This is a genomic window from Streptomyces buecherae (genome assembly GCF_014295035.1).
In the GTDB taxonomy this organism is placed as follows: Bacteria; Actinomycetota; Actinomycetes; order Streptomycetales; family Streptomycetaceae; genus Streptomyces; species Streptomyces youssoufiensis.
On record NZ_CP060404.1, the window covers coordinates 4,744,990 to 4,762,253 of the forward strand.

A 17,264-nucleotide genomic window follows, 5' to 3' on the forward strand; every position below is an offset into this window, starting at 1 on the left:
GAGCCCGTGTGGCGGTGGGGCCGTGTCCGCGAGGGGCGGTGGCGGTGCGCGACGGCACGGCCGGGGCACGCGTTCGGGCAGCGGTGCGCGCTCCGGCGAGGCCGGACCCACCCCTCGTCGCACGGCGGGTACGGGTCGATTCCACTGCCCGTGAGGGTTGTTCAGCCAGCGCCGCCCGCGCCTGAACAATCCGCCGGCGCCGCCGTTGTCCGCCCGCGCCGCCGTCGCGTGCTCGCGCCGGCCGGGCGGTCCCGCGCGGGCGCCGGGCAGCCCGACGCCCGCGCGGCCGAACGCGCTCGCCCGCTACCTCAGCGACTCAGCCACCTCAGCTACCTCAGCGGCTCAGCGGCCCGAGCGGAAGCGGCTGGACCTTGCCTTCCAGGAGGGCGCCCAGGCCCTCGACGGCGCACAGGTCGGGCCGGTCGGCGACGTGCGTGTGCATGCCGGTGCCCTGGGCGAGCAGTTCGTCCAGGCCGGTCAGGCGCGCGCTGCCGCCCGCGAGCACGACGCCCCGGTCGGCGAGGTCGGCCACCAGGTCGGGCGGGCAGCGTCGGAGCACGGCCCGCATGGCGTCCAGTACGCCGGTGAGCGGCGAGCGCACGATGGCCCGTACGTCGGCGGCGTCCACGTAGACGGACTTGGCGAGCCCGGTGGTCACGTCCCTGCCGTGCACCTCGGCGCCCCCGACGGACGGGTCGGCGCCGCGCAGCACCTCGTGCAACGGGTGCCCGCTCTGGCCGGGCAGCAGCAGTTCGTGGCGGGTCCGCAGGTGTTCGAGGACGGCCCGGTCGATGATGTCGCCGCCCACCGGGATCTTCTCCGCGGCCACGATCGCGCCCATGGACAGCACCGCGATGTGCGTGGTCGTCGCGCCGCAGACGACGATCATCGTGGCCTCGGGCCGCTCCACCGGCAGCCCGCACCCCACAGCCGCGGCGATGAGCGTGTCCACCAGCTCGACCCGGCGCGCCCCGAGCCCGGCCAGCGTCTCGGCCGCGGCGCGCCGGGCCAGCGGGTCGGCGTCGTGCGAGACGCAGACGGCGGCCCGCAGCAGCGGCTTGCGCCGCCAGGCGCGGCGCACCTTGTTCCCGACGAAGAACCGCAGCATGCGCTGGGCGATGTCGATGTCCACGACGGTGCCGCCGCTGACCGGCCGCACGACGCGGATGTGCCCGGGCGTGCGGCCCGTCATCCGCTCGGCCAGCGAGCCGACGGCGATGAGCGAGCCGGTACGGGTGTTCACCGCGGCGACGGTCGGCTGGTTGACGATGAGCCCGACCTCCTTGAGGTAGACCCGGGTCCGGGCGGCGCCGAGATCGACGGCCACCGAACAGCGGCACAGTTGCTCAAGGCTGAGGCTCACGAGGCACTCCCTTATCCCACTCGCCCGGGTGACACCGGAGCCGCCCGCCCGGCGGCCCCACGCTCATCGTCCGAGCCCCCCGGCCCCCGCGCGCGCTGGACTACGCCGCCCGCATGACCCCCCATCACCCGCGCCCGCCCACGCCCCACGCGCCGAGCCCCCGGGCCGCGCGCCGAGCCCCCGGCCCACGCCCCGCGCGCCGAGCCCCGGACCGCGCGCCGAACCCCGGTGCGCGCCCGCGCCCGCCCCGGGTGTCCGCCGCGGTCCTTCAGTCCTTCAGTCCTTCGCGTCCGCGTAGCAGGTCACCACGGACGGGGTCAGCGGGAAGCGGACCGGGGTGGTGCCGAAGGCTATGGTGCCCGCGAGGTCCGCGGCGGCCTGGATGGCCTCGGTGACCTGGGCCGCCTCCTCCAGCGGGCAGTGCACGATCACCTCGTCGTGCTGGAAGAACACCAACTCCGCCTGGAGCGTGGCAAGTTCGCGCCGGAGCGCGGCGAGCATCAGCAGCGCCCAGTCGGCCGCGCTGCCCTGTACGACGAAGTTGCGGGTGAACCGCCCACGGGCCCGCGCCCGCGCGCCGACCCCGTACGCCCCCACGGAACCCGCGGCCCCGGCGGACCCCGCGCCCTCCGCCGGCGCGGTCTCCTCCGCCTGGGGCAGCCCCGCCTCGTCCGACCCGGCGTCGGGTCCTTCCGAGGCGGCGGGGCAGGTACGGCCCAGCCAGGTGCGCACCAGGCGGCCCTCCTCGCCGGCGCGGGCCGCCTCGTCCACGTAGGCGACCGCGGCGGGGAAGCGGCGGCGCAGGTCGGCGAGGTGTTTGAGGGCGTCGCCCGAGGTCTGCCCGTAGATCGCGCCGAGCAGGGCCAGCTTCGCCTGCGCGCGGTCGCCGGCGAAGGCCCGGTCGGACAGCGCCGCGTACAGGTCGCGCGCGCTGCCCGCGACCTCCATCAGCCCCCGGTCCCGCGAGACGGCGGCGAGCACGCGCGGCTCCATCTGCTCCGCGTCGGCCACCACCAGCCGCCACCCCGGGTCGGCGATCACCGCGCGCCGCACCACCTTGGGGATCTGGAGCGCGCCCCCGCCGTTGGTGGTCCAGCGCCCGGACACCGTGCCGCCCGGCAGGTACTCGGGCCGGAACCGCCCCTCGCGCACCCAGGACTGGAGCCAGGACCAGCCGTGCGCCGTGTAGAGCCGGTAGAGCTTCTTGTACCGCAGCAGCGGCTCCACCGCCGGGTGGTCTATCTCCCGCAGCTCCCACGCGCGCGTCGAGCCGATCCGGATGTCGGCGCGCGCGAACGCCCGGACGATGTCGGCGGGCAGGTCGGGCCGCACCCGGCTGCCGAACGCCCGCGAGATCTCGTCCGCCAGCTCGGTCAGCCGCCGCGGCTCCTGGCCCCCCGCGTACCGCTCACCCAGGAGTTCGGCCAGCACCTGCCGGTGCACGTCGGCCCGCCAGGGCACGCCGGCCCGCCGCATCTCGGCGGCGACGAGCATGCCGGCCGACTCCGCCGTGATGAGCAGCCGCATCCGCTCCGGCCGCTCGACGGCCGCCGTGCGCTCCACCTGGTCGGCGTAGACCGCGAGCAGCGCCTCCAGCGGGTCGGTGCCCGGCGGCAGCGGCGGCGGGCCCGCCTCGAACAGCGACGGCTGCGTGTCGGCCGTGCGCACCGGGGGGTCGTCCGGCACCGGCAACCCGCGCAGCCGCGCCCACGCCGCGGCCAGCGAGCGCGGCTGCCGCCCCCACTGGCCCGCGTACCCGAGCAGCAGCGTCTCGGCGACCTCCACGTCGTAACACCGCTCCACCCGCACGCCCGCGGCGAGCAGGCGGCCGTACACCTCGGCGGTGGACCGCCACACCCACCGCGTCACCTGCGGCCGCTCGCGCACCGCGGACACCAGGTCGCGCGCCTGCTGGACCGGCCCGCTCGGCCGCCCCGCGTCGTCGAGCGGGCAGAGGCGCACACCCCCGTCGTCCGCCTCTGCCACCGCCCATCTCATGCCACGAAGTCTTCCAGGGGGGTCTGACAAACCCGTGGCCAGAACCGGAATCCCTTACGCCGATTGGCGCCCGACCTGGGCCTTTCCGTAGCCCGGCGGGTTGTGTGCGGTGCCTTGGGCCGTCCCCGCCGCCCCGGGCCCGAGGCCGTGCGGCCCGAAGTGGCCGCGCCCCGGGATTGTCCGCCCCGGGGCGCGGGACCGGTCACCAGCTCACCTCGCGCACCCCCGGCGGGTAGCCCGCGTGGCCAGCTCGCGCAGGTTGAGCCGGGACAGGCCGAACGCGCGCGGGTAGCCGCGCGGGCGGCCGTCGACGCTGTCCCGGTCGCGCGCCCGGGTGGCGCTCGCGTCCCGCGGCTGGCGGCTCAGCTCCCGCCGCGCGGCGCGGCACTCGTCGTCGGGGTGCGCGGGTCGCGGAGCACGGCCTTGAGGGCCGCGCGCCGCACCGCGTACCGCGCGACGACCAGGCGCCGCCGCTCGCTCCCGGCGACCTTGCTCCGCCTGGCCATCAGACCTTCTCTCCTCGGGCGCGGACGCGGGCCACGGCGGCCTCGATGCCCAGCGCGTCCACCGTCTTGATCCCCTTGGCGCTCAGCGTCAGCCGCACGAAGCGCCGCTCGCTCGGCAGCCAGTAGCGCTCGCGCTGGATGGTGGGGACGAAGCGGCGGGGCGTGCGCCGGTGCGAGTGCGCGGCGGAACGGCCGAACGCGGGCGCGCGGCCCGTCACCTGGCAGTGCGCCGACATGGCGGGTCGCCTCCTCGGACGGGGCCGGGACCGGGCTCGATCGGCCTAATGAAAATGGAAACCATTTCTGTATAGTAGCCGCCATGGCCCGAAACGAACTACGCCCGGTGATCAAACTGCGCTCCACCGCCGGCACCGGCTTCACCTACGTGACACGCAAGAACCGGCGGAACGACCCCGACCGGCTCCAGCTCCGGAAGTACGACCCGCTCGTCAGGCGGCACGTCACCTTCCGGGAAGAGCGCTGACCCGCCCCCGACCCCCCACCGCCCGCGGCCCCGCCGCGCGCCCGGCCACACCAGGAGTCCCGCCATGAAGCCCGGCATCCACCCCCCGTACCGCCCGGTGGTCTTCCGCGACCGCGCGGCCGACTACGCCTTCCTCACCCGGTCCACGGCCACCAGCGACCGGACCATCGACTGGCCGGACGGCAACACGTACCCCGTCATCGACGTCGAGATCTCCTCGGCGAGCCACCCCTTCTACACCGGCACCGCGCGCGTCCTGGACACCGCCGGCCGGGTGGAGCGGTTCGAGCGCCGGTACGGCGGGCGGGGGGCCCGCTGATGGGCCGGGACGCGCTGACCGTGGCGATCGTCGCCGGGCTGCACGCGGACGCGCGCCGCGCGACCGTCGAGCGACTGCTGCGTGCCGTGCCCGGCAGCGTCGCCGTCCACCACGACCTGGCGACGGCCGGCGAGGGCGCGGTGCGCCGCACGGTGCGCGACCACCGGGAGGTCCTGGAGCGCGGCACGGCGCCGATGGTGAACGACTGCGCCTGCTGCGCGCTCCGCGCCGACCTGGTGCCGACGCTGGAGCGGCTGGCCGCGGGTGGCTGGTTCTCGCTGGCCGTCGTGGAGCTGTGGGACGCGGTCGAGCCGCGGTCGGTGGCCGAGGCCGTGGCCTCGGCCTCGGCGCGGGCGGCGCCGGACCAGCCCGGGCTGCGCCTGGGCGGCGTGCTCACGGCCGTCGATCCCGCGCTCGTCGTGCCGTACCTGTCCTGCGGTGACGACCTGGCGCAGGCCGGCCTCGCGGTCGCGGAGTCCGACCAGCGGACGGTGGGTGACACCTGGGCGCGACAGGTGGAGTACCCGTCCGTGCTGGCCCTGGTGCCCGGCGACGCGGACGCCGAGGGCGCGACGGCGGATTCGCGCGAGGACGTGGCGGCGGAGGAGGAGACCGGGCGGGCGCTCGTGGCCCAACTGCACCCGACGGCCCGCCTGGTGACGGTCGACGCGGTGGGCGACCTCGCGGCGTCGGCGCTCGCCGCCTTCGACGTGGACGCGGCGGCCGGCCGGCAGCACCCGGCGTGCGCGCTGCTGCCGCAGGAGGCGGACGCGGACAGGGTCGCCACCCTGGTCTGGCGCCGGACGCGCCCCTTCCACCCGGGGCGGCTGTACGCCGCCCTTGAGGACCTGACCTGCGCGGCGGCCCGCAGCCGCGGTCGGTTCTGGCTCGCGGACCGGCCGGACACGCTGCTGTCGTGGGACGCGGCGGGCGGCGCGCTGTGCGTGGAGAGCGCCGGCCCGTGGCTGGCCGGGCTGCCGGACGCGGCCTGGGAACTGGTCCCGCCGGTGCGCCGGGTGGCCGCCGCGCTCGACTGGCACCCCGAACACGGGGACCGGGCCCAGCACCTGACGTTCACCTCGCCGGAGCTGGATCGTGACGGGCTGGTCGCGCTGCTCGAGTCGTGCCTGTTGACGGACGCGGAATACGCGGCGGGCCACGCGGCGTGGCGTTCCCTGCCGGGCGCGTTCGACGAACTCCTCGACCCCGTTCTCTGAATTCGCTCTCGTTTACCCGCGATTCACGTGCCCATGCCGGTGATACGCGTCTCAGCGAAGACCTCCATTCACATCCGCATGTGAATGCGACCGCACCGAGCGTGCCCGCCTCCACGCCCACCGTGCTGGACTTACCGATTCCGGCCCGAACCGCCCCGCGCGGCACCCCGCGATAACCGCGGGGCACATGAGAACGCGTACGCCGACTCCGCGGTACGTGGCGCCACCACGCGGAGTACGCGTCCCCGTACTTAGCCGTACGGATCGCTACCTTCCGCGCCCTTCCGCGCGCTCCCGCCTCGCTGAATTCGCCCGAACTCTCCCGAAAGGACCGCTCTTTCCCATGGCTCGTTCCGCACAGCTCCGCAAAAACCTGAAGCCGAAGCCCAACCCCTTGGACGCGCTTGGCGTCTCGTATATCGACTACAAGAACACCGACCTGCTCCGTAAGTTCATTTCCGATCGTGGCAAGATCCGTAGTCGCCGGGTGACGCGCGTCTCCGCCCAGCAGCAGCGGCAGTTGGCGCGGGCGATCAAGAACGCCCGCGAGATGGCGTTGTTGCCTTACGCCGCGCGGTGATCATTCGGGTACGCCGCGTGCACGTGCATCCGCTCATGCATCAGCAGATGAACGGGACTATGATCCGGGGTAGTTGACGACTGCAATCACCCACGGAGAGTTCTGTGCACCACGCGTATAACGGCATGGCGGCGACGGACCTCCCGGGGGTCGCCTGGCAGAAGAGCAGGCACAGCAATTCACAAGGTTCCTGCGTTGAATTCGCGAGACTGCCGGGTGGAAACGTCGCCGTCCGTAATTCCCGCTATCCGGACGGTCCGGTGCTCGTCTACACGCCCGCCGAGATCGAGGCCATGCTGCTGGGCGTGAAGGACGGGGAGTTTGACCACCTGGTGGGTGATTGACCCCTATCGCGCTGAGCCCTCCGCGACGCTGGCCGGCCCCCGCCCGGGGCCGGTGAATGCCCGCCGGGCGGCGGAATCCCGGGATTCGCCCGGGCGAACCGCTCGACGGCGTGTCCCGATCGCGGCATTTCCGGTGCGCGTCCGGCGATGAGCCGGGGCGGCCCGGCGGCGTCCGCGCACCGGCCGCCGCCCTCGCGACCGCCCCGCGACCGACCCACCCGCGCCCGCCGGGCGGCCCGCCGCCGGCCCCGCGCTCCCCGCGAGCCGACGCCGGCCGGAGGCCGTGGCGCGGCACGTTTCGGGGCCGGCCGGGCTGTCCGACACCCGGGGCAAGGGACAGGGCGTAGCCCGTACTGGTGCCGTTGGTGCGCGGGCGGTGGACGCCCGGGGGAGCCGGTCCGACGAGAAGCGCAGACACGGCCGGGCCGTTGAGCCTCGGCTTCTCCCCGTCGCGCGTCCACGCACGGTGGACGGCCCGGAAGGCCCCGCCCGTGGGGTGCCGGCGCGCGGGCGCGGTGCGCGATGGCGCCGTCGCGGGTCGCTCTATGGGGTGATGGCGCCGTGGGAGCGTCAGCCGGTCGGGGGACGGGCCCCGTCGCGGCCTCCCGCGCTCGGCCCGGCCCCGGCCGCGCAGCCGCCTCCACGGCCCGGCACGGGCCGCACGGGGCTTCCGTAGTCATATGCGCCAACCTCGCGGGCCCGCGCCGCCGCGCCGTCCGCCGTGCTCCCCGCCGGGGCGCGGGGGAGGGGGCGGCCCGCCTCCCCCGTACGACGGCGACCGGAACGGTCGGCCCGGCGAGTACGGCGGGTGCGCCCGGCGCCGGCGCGGCGGGAGTGGCCAGGGGCAAGGGGGCGGGGAAGCGAGGAGACCAGGGGGCAAGGGATAGGGGGGCGCGTCCGGCGGTCGGCAGGCGGACGGGCCCGCGGCCGAGTGGTCGGGCGGCGGGGTGGGGCGGGCGGGTGCGGGGGTCAGCCCTCGTCGCGGGGGAGTTGGAACAGGGCCCAGACGACCTTGCCGCGCAGCGTTCCCGCCAGCGGGTGCCAGCCCCAACTGTCGCTGAACGACTCGACCAGGTAGAGCCCGCGGCCGGACTCGGCCGCCCCGTTGAACTCGGGGAACAGGGGCGTGTCGCCGGTGACCGGGCTGACCTCGCTGGGGTCGCGCACCGCGCACACCAGCCGTGAGGTCCACCGCATCAGGTGCAGCCGCACGGCCGGTTCGACAACGGCCATGGGGCCGCCCCCGTGACCGGCCCCATGGCCTGCTTGTGGGCGGGAGCCGAGGCTCTCGCGGTCCTCACCGGGCAGCGCGTGCCGCAGTGCGTTGGTGACCAGCTCCGACACGACCAGCGCCACGTCGTCGAAGAGCTGGCTCAGGTCCCAGCCGTGCAGGGTGGCACGGGTGAAGTCGCGAGCGCCCTTGACGGCGTCGTAGCGGGCTGCCAGCGCGCAGGACGCGGAGTTGGAGAGCGCCGAGGGGTCGATGGGAGGCAGGCCCTGCCATAACGGCTCGACCATGGTCGATCCTTTGATCCCCATGCGAGGCACTCCTGGCATTCGTGGCCGTGACGACCCTGGCTGGATCTGCAAACAGCGTGCACGTGCGCGAGCTCCAGGATTCCCAATGTCCGGACCAGATGCAAGGGCAGATGCACGTGCACGTGGCCGGTTTGCTCCGAACTGGGCTCGTTGGCGGGGAATTCTTCTCAAGGTCACTTGCGTCCATCTCACATCTGGGTAATGAGATGCGCACTCAACGGAGCCTAGAAGTGGCAGACTTCGCGGCCGAGGGTCCGTGGGGGCGTGCCCGGGCGGGTACGGAACGTACAGGGAGGGTCACGGAAATGGCCACAAGTGAGTCGAGTGGATCGGTAGTGCGCCGCATCCTCCTGGGCTCTCAGCTCCGACGACTCCGCGAATCGCGTGGCATCACGCGTGAGGCGGCTGGTTATTCGATCCGTGCTTCCGAGTCCAAGATCAGCCGCATGGAGTTGGGCAGGGTGAGCTTCAAGGCACGTGACATCGAGGACCTGCTCACGCTCTACGGGGTCGCGGACGAGGCGGAACGTTCGGCGCTGCTCGGACTCGCCCGGGAGGCCAATGTGGCGGGTTGGTGGCACAGCTACGGTGACGTACTGCCCGGCTGGTTCCAGACGTACGTCGGGCTTGAGGGCGCCGCTTCCCATATCGGCGTCTACGAGGTGCAGTTCATCCACGGGCTGTTGCAGACCGAGGACTACGCGCACGCCGTCGTCGCCCGAGGGCAGCGCGACGCGTGCGCGAGCGAGGTGGACCGGCGGGTGGCGCTCCGCCTTGAGCGGCAGAAGCTGCTGGTCTCCGAGCGGGCCCCGGAGTTCCACGCCGTACTGGACGAGGCGGCGCTGCACCGGCCGTACGGTGACGCGACCGTGATGCGCGCCCAAGTGCGGCACCTGCTCGAGGTGTCCGAGCAGCCGAACGTCACGCTCCAGGTCATGCCGTTCAGCTTCGGTGGCCATTCCGGCGAGAGCGGGGCCTTCACGATGCTGCGCTTTCCGGAACCCGACCTGCCGGACATCGTGTATCTGGAGCAACTCACCAGCGCGCTCTACCTCGACAAGCGCGAAGAGGTCACGCAATACGAGCGGGCGATGGAGCGGCTGCGTTCGGACAGCTTGTCTCCGGCCAAATCCCGGGATTTGCTGAGGGCCCGTCTCCAATTGCTGTGAGCCCTCACTACGATGACGGTCCATCAGGAGACCCCGCCCAGCCCCCGGGTGGCCAGCCGCCTCCCGGCCTTCAGATAAGGGATGGCATGTCCTACTTCTCCGAGTTGGCCTATCAGTACATCGACGGTGAGTGGCGGGTCGGGAGCGGCTCGTGGGACATCGTGGACTTCGATCCGTACAACGGGGAGAAGCTCGCCTCGATCACCATCGCCACGGTCGAGGAGATCGACCTGGCCTACCGCGCCGCCGAACGGGCGCAGCGCGGGTGGGCCGAGCTGAACCCGTACGCCAGGCGGCAGGTGTTCGAGCGGGCGCTGCGCATCGTCGAGGACCGTGAGGCCGAGATCGCCGAGGCGATCACGGCGGAGGTCGGTGGCACGCAGGCCAAGGCCGGGTTCGAGCTCCACATCGTGAAGGAGTTCCTGCGCGAGGCCATCCAGCTCGCGCTGCGGCCCGAGGGGCGCATCCTGCCCTCGCCCATCGACGGCAAGGAGAACCGCGTCTACCGGGAGCCGGTCGGCGTCGTCGGCGTCGTCAGCCCCTTCAACTTCCCCTTCCTGTTGTCGATCAAGTCGGTGGCGGCGGCCATCGCGCTCGGCAACGCGGTCGTGCTCAAGCCGCACCAGAACACCCCGGTGTGCGGCGGCGGGCTGGTCGCCAAGGTCTTCGAGGACGCCGGGCTGCCGGCCGGTGTGCTCAACGTCGTCATCACGGACATCGCCGAGATCGGTGACGCGCTCATCGAGCACCCGGTGCCCAAGGTGATCTCCTTCACCGGCTCCGACAAGGTCGGCCGGCACGTGGCCACCGTCGCCGCGGCCGGCTTCAAGCGCACCGTGCTGGAACTGGGCGGCGACAGCGCGATGATCGTGCTGGACGACGCGGACGTCGACTACGCGGTGGACGCCGCGGTCGTCAGCCGCTTCGCGCACCAGGGGCAGATCTGTATGGCCGCGAACCGGGTGCTCGTGGACCGCTCCATCGAGCGCGAGTTCACCGAGAAGTTCGTCGCCCGGGTCAAGGCCCTCAAGGTCGGCGACCCCCGCGACCCCGAGACCCACATCGGCCCGCTGATCAACGAGGGCCAGGCCGAGGCGATCGGCGGCATGGTGGAGCAGATCGTGGCCGACGGGGCGACCGCCCTGGTGCGGGGCACCGTCGAGGGCACGATGGTCAGCCCGACCGTGCTCACCGACGTCAACACCGAATCGTCGGTGTACGGGCAGGAGTTCTTCGGCCCCGTGGTGATGCTGATCCCCTTCGACGGCGAGGAGGAGGCGCTGCGCATCGCCAACGAGACCAGCTACGGGCTGAGCGGCGCCGTGCACACCGGCGACATCGAGCGCGGCGTGCGGCTGGCCCGCAAGGTGCGTACCGGAATGATCCACGTCAACGACGGCACCGTGCACGACGAGCCGATCGTCCCGTTCGGCGGCGAGAAGTCCTCCGGCGTGGGGCGGCTGAACGGCGAGGCGATGGTGGACTGCTTCACCACCACGAAGTGGATCTCGATCCAGCACGGCCGCACCAACTTCCCCTTCTGAACCGTCCCGGCGCACCGGGCTCGTCCCGCACCACCCGTGCCCAGCGCCCCATCCGCGTCCCCGGCCCCGCCCGGACCTCGGTCCCGGCGGGGCCGTCGTATGGGCGGGGCGGGGTGGGCGCGGGTCCGGTAGGAGGACGGCTGGCACAGCGCTTCGGGGCGCGTCCGCTTGCGGACAGAAGCTGTCCGCAAGGCTGCGTAGCGTGTTCTTCAACGAGGCCGGGGAACGCACCGGCCCCATCGGAGAGCCCCACCGGAGAGGCGGACCCCATGCCCACTTTCGTTGACGCCGAGCCCCGCGGCGACGAGCGCACCGCGCTGCTGAACTACCTCGCCGCCCAGCGCGGCGGCATCCGGCGGGCCCTGCTCGGGCTGACCGACGAGCAGGCGACCCAGAAGCCGACGGTGAGCGAGCTGTCGCTGTTCGGCCTGCTCAAGCACGTGGCCGAGGTGGAACAGGGCTGGATCATGGGCACGCTCGCCGGGCGCCCGGAGGAGACCGTGCAGCGGACGTACGAGAACTGGCACGAGTCCTTCGACCGGGTGGGCGAGGAGACGGTGGCCGGTCTGCTCGCGTACTACGAGAAGGTCGCCCGGCAGACCGAGGAGTACGTCAACTCGCTGCCCGACCTGGACGTCGTCGTCACGCTGCCGGAGGCGCCCTGGTACCCGGAGGACCGGGACCGCTCCGCGCGCTGGATCCTGCTGACCATGATCCAGGAGGTGGCCCGGCACGCGGGGCACGCCGACATCATCCGGGAGGCGGTCGACGGCAAGACCGCGTTCGTGCTGGTGGACGAGGCGGGGGACGGCGCGGTGTGAGCCGCGCGCCCGCGCCGGGCGGGCCCCGTACCTCCTCGCGTACGGGCCGTACGGGGGGCCCGCCCGCGTACGGGGCGAGCCCGGCCGGTCGTCGGGGCGAACTAGGCCGGCCCGGCGCCCGGTTCGCCGCCGAGTTCCTCGCGTAGTTCGGCGGCCCGGCGCAGCGCGTCGCGCACGCCCGCCCGCTCCTCGGCCGTGAGCGTGATGCCGTCCGCCCGGCGGAGCAACTCCGCGCCCCGTTCCGGCTCGTCCAGCCGGATCGCGAGGTCGGCGCGGAGCACCAGCGCGGCCACCCACTCCGGCGCCGTCGGCCGCTCCCCGGCCGTGTCGGTGCCCGGCTCCCCGGACGCGGCGGCCTCCGCCCTGGCCAGCGCCCGGTCGAGCACGCGGGCCGCCTGCCGGTGGTCCCCCTTCGCGTCGCCGAGCAGCGCCGCCAGGTGCAGCGCGCCGGCGAACGCCCCGTCCGGTCGCGGCCCGTGCTCCAGGCTCTCGCCGTTCGGCTGGCCGATCCGCAGGCAGTTGCCGCCGGGGTCGGTCACCAGGAACTGCCGCACGCCGTACGTGGTGTCCCGCAGCGGTCCGATCCGCGGGATGCCGCGCGTGGGCACCCTGCCGTACGCCGCCCGCAGGCCGGCGCGGAACGCCGCGTGCAGCGCGTCCACGGCGTCGGTGGAGATCACACAGGTGCTGTAGGAGGTGGCCGGGTCGTGCCGGCGCATCCCGAAGAAGTGCAGGGCTATCGCGCCGCGTTGGACCACCGCGTACGGGTTGGGGCTGGTCTGCTCGAAGCTGACCTCGAAGCCGAGGGCGCGGTAGAAGTCGAGGGTTTCCGGGATCGAGGGGCACGGGAACACGGGCGTGGTCGTCTCCGTCATGCCGGGGAGCTTCCCAGCCGGAGCGGTACTAGTCAAAATTGAATAGCTCTCCGGCGGCCGTCTAATCTTGGTGTTGACAAGCGGGCGCGTGTGTGGCGTGGAGATGGGGTGGCGGGCGATGTCGGCGATGCGGTTGCTGGTGCTCGGGGCGGTGCGGCAGCACGGGCGCGCGCACGGCTACATGGTGCGCAACGACCTGGAGTTCTGGGGCGCGCACGAGTGGTCCAACGCCAAGCCCGGGTCGATCTACCACGCGCTCAAGCAGATGGCCAAGCAGGGCCTGCTGTTCGCCCACGACGTCGCGCCGAGCACGGCGGGCGGCCCGCCGCGCACCGAGTACGAGCTGACCGACAAGGGGGAAGAGGTCTTCTTCGCCCTGCTCAGGGAGGCGCTGTCGAGCTGGAACCCCAAGCTCGACGTGCTCAGCGCGGGCGTCGGGTTCATCGTGGACCTGCCGCGCGAGGAGGCCATCGCGCTCCTGCGGCAGCGCCTCAAGGGCCTGGAGGACTGGCACGACGCGGTGACGGGGTCGTACGTCCCGGCCGAGGGCGCCGAGTCGATCGGGCACATCGCCGAGATCATGGAGCTGTGGCTGTCCGCCGTGGACAGCGGTACGGCCTGGACGCGCGCCCTGATCGAGCGGCTTGAGGGCGGCGCGTACGTCATGGCGGGCGAGGGCGAGCCGTTCCGGGCGGTGCTCCCGGAGGGCGTCGAGAACCCGTACGGCACGGTCCCGCACCCGGGCGACGCGGCGGCGGGCGGGCCGCGGCGGGGCGAGTAGCCGCCGGGCGTCCGCGGGGTGTGACGGGGGCGCGGGTTCAGTAATCAAGTTTGACTAACCGCACGGGCGGGCAGTACCTTCTGCGCTCCTAGTCAAACTTGACTACTGGAGTGCGGGGCGGCGGCGTCCCGCAGTCGGCGGCTGGAGGGGAAGGCATTGGCTGACCACGATCACGCGATCGTCGTCGAGGGGTTGGAGAAGCGGTACGGGAAGCACCGGGCCCTGGACGGGCTCGACCTGGTGGTGCCGCGCGGCACCGTGCGCGGAGTGCTCGGCCCGAACGGCGCCGGCAAGACGACCAGCGTGCGGGTGCTCGCGACGCTGCTGCGGGCCGACGGCGGGCGGGCCCGCGTCGCCGGGTTCGACGTGGCGACCCACCCCGACGAGGTGCGGTACCGGATCGGACTGCTCGGGCAACACGCGGCGGTGGACGAGGAGTTGAGCGGCTTCCAGAACCTGGAGATGTTCGGCAGGCTCTACCACCTCGGGGCCGGCCGGGCCCGGCGGCGGGCCGGCGAACTGCTGGAGCGGTTCGGCCTGGCCGACACCGGAAAGAAGGCCATCAAGCAGTACAGCGGCGGCATGCGGCGCCGGCTCGACCTCGCGGCCGGGCTCATCATGCGTCCCCAGGTCCTCTTCCTGGACGAGCCCACCACCGGGCTCGACCCACGGGGGCGGCGCGAGGTGTGGAACGCGGTGCGCTCGCTGGTCGGCGACGGCACGACGGTGCTGCTCACCACCCAGTACCTGGAGGAGGCCGACCAGCTCGCCGACCGCATCACGGTCGTCGACCGCGGCCGCGCCATCGCCGAGGGCACCGCGGACGAGCTGAAGTCGACCATCGGCGGGGACCGGATCGACGTGGTGCTGCACCGCGCGGACGACCTCCCGACCGCCGCGTCCGTCCTCGGCATGGCGGCGCGCGCGGACGGCATCGAGACCGACGAGGACGCGCTGCGCATCAGCGCCCCCGTCGCGGACCGGGTGGCGGCGCTGACCGAGACCGTACGGGCGCTGGCCGCGGCCGGCATCGAGGCCAGGGACATCGCGCTGCGCCGCCCCACCCTCGACGAGGTCTTCCTGCACCTGACGGGCGCGCGCCCGGACGAGGAGGGCTCCCGGACGGAGAAGGAGACCGCCCCGGCGGGGGCGGCGGCGGGCGAGCGGGGCGTACGGAACGAAGGGGAGGCGGCGGAATGACGGCGACGGCGACGGACGCGCGGGGGACGGACGCGCGGGAGCTGACCGTGATGGCGCGGCCCACGGGGCTGGCGGGGCGGCTCGGCTGGGCGCTGACCGACTCCTGGACGATGACCCGGCGCGAGCTGGCCCACTGGGCCCGGCAGCCGGTGCGGCTCGTCGTGGGGCTGGTCTTCCCGGTGATGATGCTGGTGATGTTCGCGTACTTCATCGGCGGCGGCATGCACGTCGCCGGGGGAGGGGACTACAAGGAGTTCCTGTTCCCCGGGATGCTCGCGCTGACCATGGCGTTCGGCATCGAGTCCACGATGGTGTCGGTCACCACGGACCTCAACAAGGGTGTGCTCGACCGCTTCCGGGCGATGCCGATGAGCAGGTCGGCGGTGCTCGTCGGGCGCAGCGCGGCCGACATGATCGAGTCGCTGGTCAGCGTGTTGGTGCTGCTGGTGGCGGGGCTGCTGATGGGCTGGCGCTGGCACGGCGGGTTCGCCGCCGGGCTCGCGGCGATCGGGCTGCTGCTCCTGCTGCGCTTCGCGATGCTCTGGGTGGGGATCTACCTGGGCATGGCCGCCGGGAAGCCGGAGTTGGTGCAGGCGGTGCAGATCCTGGTCTGGCCCGTCGGCTTCCTGTCCAACGCGTTCACGTCGGCCGACACCATGCCGGACTGGCTGGGCGCCATCGCGGAGTGGAACCCGATGTCCGCCACCGCGACGGCCGTCCGCGACCTGTTCGACAACCCCGGCTGGGGCGGCGACTCCTGGGCCGTGGACCACGCGGGCCTGCTGGCCGTCGTCTGGCCGCTGGCGCTGATCGTGGTGTTCGCCCCGCTGGCCGTGCGGCGCTACCAGCGCCTCGGCGGCTGACGCCGGCGCGGCCGGGCCCGGGCCTGAACCTGGGCCCGACCGCGCGGTCGGACTGTGCCGGACGGGCCGCGCCCCCGGGCGGCTCGGGGCGGCGGCGCCGGTCGGGTCAGGCCGCGAGGCCCCGCTTGATCGCCCGGGTGAAGCGGACCACGCGCTCGGCCTGGACGCGGGCCGCCGTGCGGGCGTTGTCGTCGACGGGCGTCTCCGGGCCGCCGACGTGCGAGGTGCCGTACGGGTTGCCGTCCACGAACTTCGACGGGTCGGTGTAGCCGGGGGCGACCAGGATGCCGCCGAAGTGGTGAATGGTGTTGTAGAGCGCGAGCAGCGTGGACTCCTGGCCGCCGTGCGTGGTGGCTGACGAGGTGAAGCCGCTGTAGACCTTGTCGGCCAGCTTGCCCTGCTGCCACAGGCCGCCGAGCGTGTCGATGAACTGCTTGAGCTGCGAGGTGACGTTGCCGTACCGGGTGGGCGAGCCGAAGATCACCGCGTCCGCCCAGATCATGTCGTCGCCGGTGGCCTCGGGGATGTCGGCGGTCGCGTCCGCGTGCGCGGCCCACGCCGGGTTGGACTCGATGGCCGCGCGCGGGGCCAGTTCGGCCGCCCGGCGCAGCCGCACCTCGGCGCCCGCCCGCTCCGCGCTGTCGGCGATCTCCTTCGCGAGTGCGTGGACCGTGCCGGTCGACGAGTAGTAGATGACGGCGACGTTCACGGATGCGGGTGTGCTCATGGCGCGATGCTCCCTCGGGTCTGCTCTCCCTTGCCGCGAGTAGACAATACGGGCATATCGCCGCACGAGCCCGCTGCTGCGCGCGATGGGCGACATGTGGCGGGCGTGTGGCTCAGGCGCGCCGGGCGTACGGCTCAGGCGCGCCCGGCGTACGGCCCACGCGTGGGGCGGGCGGGGCGGGCTCGCGACCGGCTCGCTTGTGGGGCTCGCGTACGGCCGCGCCGGGCTCGCTGTGGCGGGCGCCCACCGCGCCCGCCGCCGTGACGCCGACCCGCTGTGCCTCCCGCCGTGTCGTCGCTAGGTCGTCGCCAGGCGGGCGCGCCACGGGTGGGCCGGTCGGGTGCGGGCGATGGCGCGGGAGAGCCACGCCCGTTGGGGCGGGGTCAGGTGGGGCAGCGCGGCGGCGAAGTCCCGCTCGTCCTTGGGGCGCGGCGCGGCGGCCTTGTAGTAGAGCTGCGCCTCGGGGGTGAGGTACGGGACGCCGGTGGGCGTGCGGCGGCCGAGCGCCGCCAGCGGCAGCCGCACCCCGGGATCGCGCCGGGAGATCCACGTCTCACCGACCGCCTCGTCGAGCATGAGCTGAACGCGCCAGGGCTCCGCCGGCCCCGGACGACACCAGACGTCGTGGACCGGGGCGGGCAGGGATTCGCCCGGCACCCAGCGGCGCAGCGTGCCCGGCGGGTCGGCGGCCCACCACTCCCAGCCGGCCAGCGCGCGCTGCGCCGCGAGCTGGTCCCGGCGCAGCAGCAGGACGTCGATGTCGGCGTGGTCCCGGACGGCGCGCCCGGCCGCCAGCTCGATGGCGTACCCGCCGGCGATCCACCACGGCGTCGGCACGCCGGCGAACCGGCGCGCGACCTCCGCCGGTGTCTCCGGCTCCCACGGCCCCCACGGGGTCTCGGTCCGCACCATGGCCCCATCCTCGCGCGAGCCC

The 17,264-nt window shown here is 73.7% G+C and carries 18 protein-coding genes and 1 pseudogene; 11 read left to right on the forward strand and 8 right to left on the reverse strand.

The window, feature by feature from the left end:
• Positions 1–334: 334 nt before the first annotated feature.
• From H7H31_RS18420 to rpmB, 4 genes and pseudogenes are all read right to left on the reverse strand, one after another.
• Positions 335–1,363: a rod shape-determining protein gene (locus H7H31_RS18420; RefSeq protein ID WP_187059650.1), complete on the reverse strand. Its 1,029-nt coding sequence runs from the start codon at positions 1,361–1,363 to the stop codon at positions 335–337.
• Between the two features lie 276 nt (positions 1,364–1,639).
• Positions 1,640–3,361: a bifunctional 3'-5' exonuclease/DNA polymerase gene (locus H7H31_RS18425; protein ID WP_187060558.1), complete on the reverse strand. Its 1,722-nt coding sequence runs from the start codon at positions 3,359–3,361 to the stop codon at positions 1,640–1,642.
• Between the two features lie 202 nt (positions 3,362–3,563).
• Positions 3,564–3,867: pseudogene (gene rpsN / locus H7H31_RS18430) on the reverse strand (30S ribosomal protein S14).
• A complete protein-coding gene (gene rpmB / locus H7H31_RS18435; RefSeq protein WP_187060559.1) occupies positions 3,867–4,103 on the reverse strand; it encodes a 50S ribosomal protein L28 in 237 nt (78 codons plus the stop codon). The pseudogene rpsN and the gene rpmB overlap by 1 nt, the downstream one beginning before the upstream one ends.
• 83 nt (positions 4,104–4,186) lie before the next feature.
• Here rpmB and rpmG point away from each other — a divergent pair, with 83 nt between their 5' ends.
• The 5 genes from rpmG to H7H31_RS18460 all read left to right on the forward strand — a co-directional run bounded on the left by rpmG (position 4,187) and on the right by H7H31_RS18460 (position 6,811).
• A complete protein-coding gene (rpmG, locus tag H7H31_RS18440) occupies positions 4,187–4,351 on the forward strand; it encodes a 50S ribosomal protein L33 (RefSeq protein ID WP_176162525.1) in 165 nt (54 codons plus the stop codon).
• A gap of 64 nt (positions 4,352–4,415) precedes the next feature.
• On the forward strand, positions 4,416–4,670 hold the full coding sequence (locus H7H31_RS18445) for a type B 50S ribosomal protein L31 (RefSeq protein WP_176162524.1): 255 nt from the start codon (positions 4,416–4,418) through the stop codon (positions 4,668–4,670).
• The gene (locus H7H31_RS18450) at positions 4,670–5,887 is read left to right on the forward strand and encodes a CobW family GTP-binding protein (protein ID WP_187060560.1); all 1,218 of its coding nucleotides are present in this window, start codon (positions 4,670–4,672) and stop codon (positions 5,885–5,887) included. The genes H7H31_RS18445 and H7H31_RS18450 overlap by 1 nt, the downstream gene beginning before the upstream one ends.
• A 343-nt stretch (positions 5,888–6,230) precedes the next feature.
• The gene (gene rpsR / locus H7H31_RS18455; protein WP_187060561.1) at positions 6,231–6,467 is read left to right on the forward strand and encodes a 30S ribosomal protein S18; all 237 of its coding nucleotides are present in this window, start codon (positions 6,231–6,233) and stop codon (positions 6,465–6,467) included.
• Between the two features lie 104 nt (positions 6,468–6,571).
• Positions 6,572–6,811 carry a DUF397 domain-containing protein gene (locus H7H31_RS18460; RefSeq protein WP_176162521.1) on the forward strand — a complete coding sequence of 80 codons (240 nt, stop codon included), beginning with the start codon at positions 6,572–6,574 and terminating at the stop codon, positions 6,809–6,811.
• Positions 6,812–7,780: 969 nt separating this feature from the next.
• Here H7H31_RS18460 and H7H31_RS18465 read toward each other — a convergent pair.
• Positions 7,781–8,350 (reverse strand): ATP-binding protein, encoded by a 570-nt coding sequence (locus tag H7H31_RS18465; RefSeq protein WP_187061206.1) that lies wholly within the window; start codon positions 8,348–8,350, stop codon positions 7,781–7,783.
• A gap of 305 nt (positions 8,351–8,655) precedes the next feature.
• Between H7H31_RS18465 and H7H31_RS18470 the strand changes: the two genes are divergently transcribed.
• The 3 genes from H7H31_RS18470 (at position 8,656) to H7H31_RS18480 (ending at position 11,884) form a co-directional block, all read left to right on the forward strand.
• Positions 8,656–9,519: a helix-turn-helix domain-containing protein gene (locus tag H7H31_RS18470; protein ID WP_187061207.1), complete on the forward strand. Its 864-nt coding sequence runs from the start codon at positions 8,656–8,658 to the stop codon at positions 9,517–9,519.
• An 86-nt stretch (positions 9,520–9,605) separates the two neighbouring features.
• Positions 9,606–11,063 carry an aldehyde dehydrogenase family protein gene (locus H7H31_RS18475; RefSeq protein ID WP_187061208.1) on the forward strand — a complete coding sequence of 486 codons (1,458 nt, stop codon included), beginning with the start codon at positions 9,606–9,608 and terminating at the stop codon, positions 11,061–11,063.
• Between the two features lie 269 nt (positions 11,064–11,332).
• Positions 11,333–11,884: a DinB family protein gene (locus H7H31_RS18480; RefSeq protein ID WP_187061209.1), complete on the forward strand. Its 552-nt coding sequence runs from the start codon at positions 11,333–11,335 to the stop codon at positions 11,882–11,884.
• Between the two features lie 101 nt (positions 11,885–11,985).
• Here H7H31_RS18480 and H7H31_RS18485 read toward each other — a convergent pair whose 3' ends face one another.
• On the reverse strand, positions 11,986–12,759 hold the full coding sequence (locus H7H31_RS18485; RefSeq protein ID WP_187061210.1) for a bleomycin resistance protein: 774 nt from the start codon (positions 12,757–12,759) through the stop codon (positions 11,986–11,988).
• A 118-nt stretch (positions 12,760–12,877) separates the two neighbouring features.
• On the opposite strand from H7H31_RS18485, the gene H7H31_RS18490 reads away from it, so the two are divergent.
• The 3 genes from H7H31_RS18490 (at position 12,878) to H7H31_RS18500 (ending at position 15,603) form a co-directional block, all read left to right on the forward strand.
• Positions 12,878–13,540: a PadR family transcriptional regulator gene (locus H7H31_RS18490; RefSeq protein WP_187061213.1), complete on the forward strand. Its 663-nt coding sequence runs from the start codon at positions 12,878–12,880 to the stop codon at positions 13,538–13,540.
• Between the two features lie 156 nt (positions 13,541–13,696).
• Positions 13,697–14,740, forward strand: a complete 1,044-nt coding sequence (locus H7H31_RS18495) for an ATP-binding cassette domain-containing protein (protein ID WP_187061211.1) — start codon at positions 13,697–13,699, stop codon at positions 14,738–14,740.
• On the forward strand, positions 14,737–15,603 hold the full coding sequence (locus tag H7H31_RS18500; RefSeq protein WP_372454683.1) for an ABC transporter permease: 867 nt from the start codon (positions 14,737–14,739) through the stop codon (positions 15,601–15,603). The genes H7H31_RS18495 and H7H31_RS18500 overlap by 4 nt, the downstream gene beginning before the upstream one ends.
• 106 nt (positions 15,604–15,709) lie before the next feature.
• Here H7H31_RS18500 and wrbA read toward each other — a convergent pair whose 3' ends face one another.
• Both wrbA and H7H31_RS18510 read right to left on the reverse strand, forming a co-directional pair.
• A complete protein-coding gene (gene wrbA / locus H7H31_RS18505) occupies positions 15,710–16,330 on the reverse strand; it encodes an NAD(P)H:quinone oxidoreductase (RefSeq protein ID WP_187061212.1) in 621 nt (206 codons plus the stop codon).
• A gap of 297 nt (positions 16,331–16,627) precedes the next feature.
• Positions 16,628–17,242, reverse strand: coding sequence for a nucleotidyltransferase domain-containing protein (locus H7H31_RS18510; protein WP_187062235.1), 615 nt, complete (start codon positions 17,240–17,242; stop codon positions 16,628–16,630).
• Between the last annotated feature and the right edge of the window lie 22 nt (positions 17,243–17,264).